We start from the raw sequence: 6,720 nt of genomic DNA on the forward strand, positions 1-6,720 counted from the left end.
CGCGCGTCCGAAACCGCGGGACGCGCCGGTGATGATCCAGGTCTTTGTCGTCATGCCGGCGACGCTACGGCTTCGAGCGCGCTCGAACGCAAACCCGTAGCCGGTCCGAAGGAATCCATAACTCCGCCGACCCAGGGTGAGGGTCAACCGATCGCCGCACCGCGGTGTTCTTGCCGACGTCCCTCCCCCGGTCCCCTGGAGCCCTTCATGACTACCCGCCGCTGGGCGGCACTGCCCGTGCTGCTGGTCGCGGTGTTCGTGACCACGCTGGACTTCTTCGTCGCGAACCTGGCCGTCCCGTCCATCCGCGCCGACCTGCGGGCCGGTGACGCCGCGGTGCAGTTCGTGGTCGCCGGGTACGGGCTGGCGTACGCTGCCGGGCTGATCACCTCCGGGCGGCTCGGCGACCTGTACGGGCACCGGCGGATGTTCCGCGCCGGGCTGGCGCTGTTCACGCTGGCGTCGGCGGGGTGCGGGCTCGCGGGAGACGCGGCCTGGCTGGTGGCCGCCAGGGTCGCGCAGGGCGTGGCCGCGGCGCTGCTCGCGCCGCAGGTCCTCACGCTGCTCGGGGATCTCTACCGGGGCGCCGACCGGGCCACGGCCTTCCGCTGGTACGGCACGGCCGTCGGCCTGGCCGGGGTCAGCGGCCAGGTGATCGGCGGCGTGCTGGTGGCCGGCGATCCACTGGGGCTGGGCTGGCGGGCCTGCTTCCTGGTGAACGTACCCCTCGGCGCCGCGGCGCTGGCCATGACGGGACGGCTGCTCCCCCGGCCCCTGCCGTCGCCGCCCCCGCGAGCCGCGCCCCACACGCCCCGAGCCGGGCTCGACCTGGGCGGGGCCGGGCTCGTGACCGCCGGGCAGGTGGCGATCGTGCTGCCCCTGATCGAGGGCCGCGAACAGGGCTGGCCGCCGTGGGCCTGGTGGTGCCTGGCCGCCTCCGGCCCGATCCTGGCCGCGTTCGTGCGCCGTCAGCGGCGGCTGGCGGGCTCGGGGCGGATCCCGCTGCTCGACCTCGACGTGTTCGCGGACCGGGTGTTCGCCTGGGGCCTGGTCGCCGTGGCGCTGCTGTTCGGCACCTCGGCCGGGCTGTCGTTCGTGCTCGCCCTCTACCTGCAGGACGGCCTCGGCCTCGACCCGCTCGCCGCCGGAGCCGTGTGCACCGCGCTCAACGCGGGCTTCTTCGCCGCCTCCCTCCGACCTGGACGCTTCGGTGCACCCGTACTGCTGCTCGGGCTGTGCCTCCTGTACGACGTCGTGGCACGCGCGGCGCAGCCGTACCAGGTGGCCATGGCCCTCCTCGTGGTCGGAGCCGGGATGGGACTGATCATGTCGCCGCTGCTCTCCTCGGTGCTGTCGGCCGTACGCCCCGAGCGGGCGGGAGCCACGGCCGGGGTGCTCGGAACCGTTCAGGAGACCGGGGGCGTGCTCGGCTGCACGATCACCGGCACCGTCTTCTTCGGCACGCTGGCCGGCGGCGACTGGCGGTCCGCGACACTGGCCGCGCTGTCCGTGCTGGTCGCGGGCGCGCTGGGCGTGCTGGCCCATGCCGTGCTACGTCCCCGCGCCCGCACCCCGATGACGGCGACGGCAGGCGGGCAGCACGATCGCCAGCCGGACGGCCTGGAATGCGGGCGACCATAGCCGAGACCGTGCTGCTCGATCATCCGGCGAAACGGCCACCCGCCGTGCGACGAACACGGTGACCTTGGACCTGGCCGGCCGGACACCGGGTTACGGCAGCCCGTGGTCACCGGACCGATCTGATCGCCTCGATCACCAGGTCGGGCTGGGCGTGCTGCACGTAGTGGTCTGTGGTGCCCGCCACGACGACACGGCCGCGGCTGGACAGTGCGGCGAGACGTCCGGCCTGATCGGCCGCCGTCGCGGGCTGCCCCGCGGGGATGACGACCACGACGGGCAGGTCGCGCCAGGCGCCTGGTCGTACCGTCGCGCGGACCTGGGCGGCGCTGTCCGCCGCGGCCCAGGCCTCGGCCCGGGCGGCGCCCATGCTGCCCGCGCCGTAGACGACGGGAGCGCTCGCACGCGCCGCCGCGGTGGCCTCGGCGGGCACCAGCGCGTCGCCGAACAGCCGCAGCACGCCGACGCGCGCCAGGGCCTGGTTGACGGTGAACTGCGCGGCGAGGAGCGGGCGGGAGATCTGGAGGGCTTCGGTGGCGTTCTCGTCCGTGACGTCGATCAGCACGAGCCCGGCGGTCAGCGCGGGCCAGTGGCGCGCGAAGAGTCGCACGATCGTGCCGCCGTAGGAGTGTCCGACCAGGACGTACGGCCCCGCCTCACCCGCCGCGGCGAGCAGCGCGCGCAGTTCCGCCGCGGCGCGGTCCGCCGTCCGAGGGGCAGGGCCGTCCTCGCTCCAGGCGTATCCCGCGCGGTCGTACGCGCACACGCGGCCGGGTAGTCCGCGCTGGATCACGTCCCAGCTCGCACTCGATTCCGCCAGGCCGGCCTCCAGGACGACGGTCGGCGTTCCCGAGCCCGTGCAGTGGACGTGCAGCCGGTGGCCGCCCACGTCCACCAGCCGCCCAAGCACGGGCGGGTCCCCCTGCCGGGCCACCGACTCGTAGCAGAACCCGGTGACGGCCGCCAGCACGACCACCGCCGCGCACCAGGCGGCGGCCCTGCGCAACGCTCGGGCGACCACAGCTCTCTTCGACACGTCACGAATCTAGGGACGCGATCCCCCGGCCACCTCGTCCTCCAGGACGAGCCGCCTGCAGGAGCGGACGCCAGAGAACCTCATCCATCAGGATGAGACTCTCGCCCGCCCGGTGACGGCGAGGTGGGGTCACGGGAGGTCGACGCGGGTGCGGGCGAGCGGCATCGTACGGCCCTCCACCAGGTCCACCAGCAGCACGTCGGCGTCTCGGCGTACCACCGGAGAGGCGTCCCCTGTTCCGCAAGCTGTCCGACGCGGTCAGCAGGGCGGACTTCCTGTTCGGCGAGCAGGACCAGATCGCCGCCGCGGCGCAGGCCTGGCAGGACTTCGGCGCCCACGCCGCCACCCTGGTCGCCGCAAAGCGGGCGGAACCGGGAGAGGACCTGCTCAGCCGCCTGGTCACCGAGCCGCTCACCGACGACGAGCTCGCCGCGATGATCACCACCATCGTCACCGGCGGCTACCTGTCGGTGAGCAATGCCATCGGCGTCGCCGCCATGCGCGTGATCATCGAAGGCCGCCTGCCCGACCTCACCCCCGCCGTGGTCGACGAGGCTCTCCGCATGCAGTCGGGCCGCACCGGCGAGCCGTTCCCCCGCTACGCCCATCAGGACCTGGAGCTGGACGGCATCGCCATCAAGTCCGGCGACCTCATCCTGGTCCGCCTGGAAGCCGCCCACCGCGACCCGGCCCACTTCACCGACCCCGACCGCTTCCTTCCGGGCCGCCGCTCCTCCCCTCCCCTGGTCTTCGGCCACGGCCCGCACTACTGCCTGGGCGCCGTCCTCGCTCGCGCCGAGATCGGCGCGGCCCTGTCGGCGTTGTCACGTCACCTTCCCGGGGTACGGCCGGCCGAGCCGCTCGAGAGCGTGGAATGGACCACCGACAGCGTCGACATCGGCCCGCTCGCCGTACGCGTCACCTGGTAGGCATCCCGACCGCTCTCTTAACACGAAGCGGTGAGAGTGGCCTTCCAATAATGTTCGGAACCGGCCGGAGAATAGCTCGTGCTGATCTCTTGACAGCTGCTGCTGTACGCCTGCATGGCGGCCACCGCGCTGGCATGGGCATCCGAGGGGAGATAACCGTAGCCGACGAAGGTCCGTTGATCCGCCACGGCGACGTCGGCCAGGCCGGCTACGACTGCCGCCGCCAATGTCATGGTCGCCAACGCGCGGGTTACGCGTCGATGCATTGTTCCCCCAAGGGCAAACAAGATCGGTTTGACTTTTCAGTCAAACCGATCTTTCCATCAAGGTCAAGGGTTACGCTGATACGGCAGCTGACTCCGTCATCGCCGGTCCAGCCAGGGGCCTGGCCGACCGGCCTCAGCCTCCAGCCACCCGGCCAGGCAACGGCACGAGCCCGGCAGGGCAGCACCGGTGATGCGCCACAGCGGCAGGCGAGTCGAGGCCCCGGAGCCCGCGGCTGCCGGTGGGTCAGGGAAGTTGCGATCGGGTGTGCGGTGTGGATTCCCGGCCGGTGCCGGACGGGCGCCGGGATGCGTCGGACGGTGGCACCGCGGCGGGGCGGCATACGAAGTACGAGAGGGACAGCAGGAGAAGGGCCGCGGCGGGAACCGCACCGGCGAGCGCCAGACCGATTCGAGGCCCGAGGTGCTGGTTGATGGCGCCGATCAGGGGCCCGCCGAGGGCGCCGCAGCCAAAGAACACGAGAAGGTAGACACCTATCGCCCTGCCGCGAAGCTCGGTTCCGGCAGCGACTTGCACGGTGGCGTTGACCGCGGTGAACAACAGCGTCGTAGCCATGCCGATCCCGGCGAGGGCGCACGCGAGGCTCCACGGTGTCGGCATGGCGGCGGCGAGTAAATACGTGGCGGCCACCGCGCACCCGGTCCAGGTCAGTCCGTTCATGGTGGTGCGGGTTCGGCCGGCGGCGATCAGCGCGCCGAGCATGGAGCCGAGCGCGACGACGAAGGTGAGCGTCGCGTAGCCGGAGGGTCCGATGTCGAGGGTGCGGGCGTAGGAGGACAGTGTGACCGGCAGGCTGCTGGTGAACATGCTGAACGCGCCGGCCAGCGCGATGGGCCGCCAGATCTCCGGTCGCCGTACCAGTCCGCGCATCCCACCTGGAACGAGTGCGGCGGCGCGCGCCGCGGGGCGCGGGTGCGGGAGCCGGTCCGGGTCGATGCGGGCGAAAGCGATGAGCGGGACAGCGTAGGAGACGGCGTTGAGAGCAAAAGCCCAGCCGGGACCGACGGCGCTGATCAGTGCGCCGGACACTGCCGGGCCGGTGAGGGCGCCGAGTTGGTACGTCGAGGAGTTGAGACTGATGGCGCTGTGCAGGTGATCGCGTTCGACCAGGTCGGTGACGAACGCCAGCCGAGCAGGCTGGTCGATCGCCGCGATGATGCCGAGCACTGCCGCCAGGAGCTGGATGTGCCAGGCGGTGACGTGGCCGGTGAGGGTGAGCACGGCGAGGATCGCGGCCAGGGCGCCGGTCGCGGCCTGGGTGGCCTGCAACACCCGGCGCTTCGGGTAGTGGTCGGCGATCCACCCACCGGCCAGGCCGAAGACCAGCATGGGAGCCAGTTGCAGAGCAGTGGTGATTCCGACGGCGGTGGCATCTCCGGTGAGGCTGAGCACCAGCCAGTCCTGGGCGATGCGCTGCGCCCACATCCCGGTGGTCGCCACTGTCTGGCCGAGCAGCAGGAGTCGGAAGTTCCGGGAACGCAACGCGGCAAGCCTGGTACGTCGCGGGATAGGTGGTTTCGGCCGGGGGCTGGGGGGCTCTGGCCTGGCGGCCGCCCTGGTCACGACGGAACTCCTCCTTCGGTAACGGGGCTGTGTCTCCATCGTTGGGCACCGAGATGAATTCACGAAAGGGAATTGATCAAATAAGTCTTATTGCGAATCATGATGAGTCGGCCTAGCGTCGGGTCGTATGTTTCCTCCCGAGCAGGTGCGGACTTTCCTGGTAGTGGCGCAGTCATTGAGCTTCAGCCGGGCTGCGGCGGCGCTGGGCCTCGGTCAGCCCACAGTGAGTCAGCACATACGCAAGCTTGAACAAGCGGTCGGTCGGCCGTTGCTGGTCCGGGACACTCGCAGCGTGACGTTGACCGTCGACGGAGAGGCGATGGTCGGCTTCGCCCGCTCGATTCTCACCGCACACGCTCAGGCGGCGGACTATTTCAACGGCGGCGGAGTGCGGGGCCGGTTGCGATTCGGAGTGACCGACAATCTCGCGCTGAGCCAACTGCCGCGGATTCTGCGGGACTTCCGGCACCTCAACCCCGGCGTCACTCTGGACCTGACCGTGGCCCAGCAGGGCGTGCAACTGCAACGCCGAGTCGAATCCGGCCACGTCGACGTCGCCTTCCTCCAGACCACCGCCGGAGAGGGACGGGGCCGGCTGGTGCGCCGGGACCGGCTCGTATGGGCTGCCGTCGAGGGCAGCGGCCTACGGTGGGACGAGGGACAGCGGGTGCCGCTGATCGTGTATCAGGCGCCCAGCCCCAGCCGGGCGTTGGCGGTGCAGGCGTTGGAGCAGGCAGGCGTCAAACACCGTGTGGTCTGTACGGCGCGCGGGGTCAACGCCGTGCTGGCCGCCACCCGCGCCGGCCTCGGCGTTGCGATCTTCGCCCGCAGCCTGCTGCCCGCCGATCTGGTCGAGCTTCCCAAGAGCGCCGGACTACCCGAACTGGGCGAACTCGACCTCGTCCTGCTGACCAACCCGCGCGCCCCCTCCGAACTCGCGGAGGCCTTGACCAGCGCTATCCTCGCGCACGCCAACCCCACCGGCTCCATCCCCGACCCCCGTCACCGGCCGGAGGCCCCGACAGGTGCGGAGAACCGCCGAACGCGCCAGTAGAGAGCAAGGCCTCGATGTGTTCCCGTGACCTGGTCGCCGGAGTTCCGGCGTGGGCACGGCGCTCCGCTCAGCAGGCTCAACCACGGCCGGACCCACGGCGATCCGGCTGGGGGCCTGGAGCGGCCCCGGTCCGCGTGGATGGACCGGGGCTGTTCGTCGTCGGTGGGCTTGGTCTGCCTCTCCTTGGGAGGCTGCGGGTCACAGGCTGCGGGCGG

5 protein-coding genes are annotated in these 6,720 nt (G+C 71.4%); 3 read left to right on the forward strand and 2 right to left on the reverse strand.

Features of this window, described 5'->3' with window-relative positions; genetic code table 11:
* The first annotated feature begins 207 nt into the window (after positions 1-207).
* Entirely contained in the window at positions 208-1,641 is a 1,434-nt protein-coding gene (locus tag ACIHFD_RS67465) for an MFS transporter (protein ID WP_397375898.1), read from the forward strand.
* Positions 1,642-1,747: 106 nt separating this feature from the next.
* Here the strand turns inward: ACIHFD_RS67465 and ACIHFD_RS67470 are convergent, their stop codons facing one another.
* Complete coding sequence (locus ACIHFD_RS67470; RefSeq protein ID WP_397375899.1) at positions 1,748-2,674, reverse strand: alpha/beta fold hydrolase; 927 nt, start codon at positions 2,672-2,674, stop codon at positions 1,748-1,750.
* A gap of 434 nt (positions 2,675-3,108) precedes the next feature.
* On the opposite strand from ACIHFD_RS67470, the gene ACIHFD_RS67475 reads away from it, so the two are divergent.
* The gene (locus tag ACIHFD_RS67475; RefSeq protein WP_397375900.1) at positions 3,109-3,603 is read left to right on the forward strand and encodes a cytochrome P450; all 495 of its coding nucleotides are present in this window, start codon (positions 3,109-3,111) and stop codon (positions 3,601-3,603) included.
* Between the two features lie 510 nt (positions 3,604-4,113).
* Here the strand turns inward: ACIHFD_RS67475 and ACIHFD_RS67480 are convergent.
* The gene (locus ACIHFD_RS67480; protein WP_397375901.1) at positions 4,114-5,490 is read right to left on the reverse strand and encodes an MFS transporter; all 1,377 of its coding nucleotides are present in this window, start codon (positions 5,488-5,490) and stop codon (positions 4,114-4,116) included.
* 88 nt (positions 5,491-5,578) lie between these two features.
* Here ACIHFD_RS67480 and ACIHFD_RS67485 point away from each other — a divergent pair, with 88 nt between their 5' ends.
* Positions 5,579-6,505 (forward strand): LysR substrate-binding domain-containing protein, encoded by a 927-nt coding sequence (locus ACIHFD_RS67485; protein WP_397375903.1) that lies wholly within the window; start codon positions 5,579-5,581, stop codon positions 6,503-6,505.
* Positions 6,506-6,720 lie beyond the last annotated feature (215 nt).

The organism is Nonomuraea sp. NPDC051941, from assembly GCF_044593615.1.

Bases quoted from the DNA above. Each gene is read 5' to 3' on its own strand.
- ACIHFD_RS67465 (WP_397375898.1), top strand. From the start codon at position 208: ATGACTACCCGCCGCTGGGCGGCACTGCCCGTGCTGCTGGTCGCGGTG.
- ACIHFD_RS67475 (WP_397375900.1), top strand. From the start codon at position 3,109: ATGATCACCACCATCGTCACCGGCGGCTACCTGTCGGTGAGCAATGCC.
- ACIHFD_RS67480 (WP_397375901.1), bottom strand. From the start codon at position 5,490: ATGGAGACACAGCCCCGTTACCGAAGGAGGAGTTCCGTCGTGACCAGG.
- ACIHFD_RS67485 (WP_397375903.1), top strand. From the start codon at position 5,579: ATGTTTCCTCCCGAGCAGGTGCGGACTTTCCTGGTAGTGGCGCAGTCA.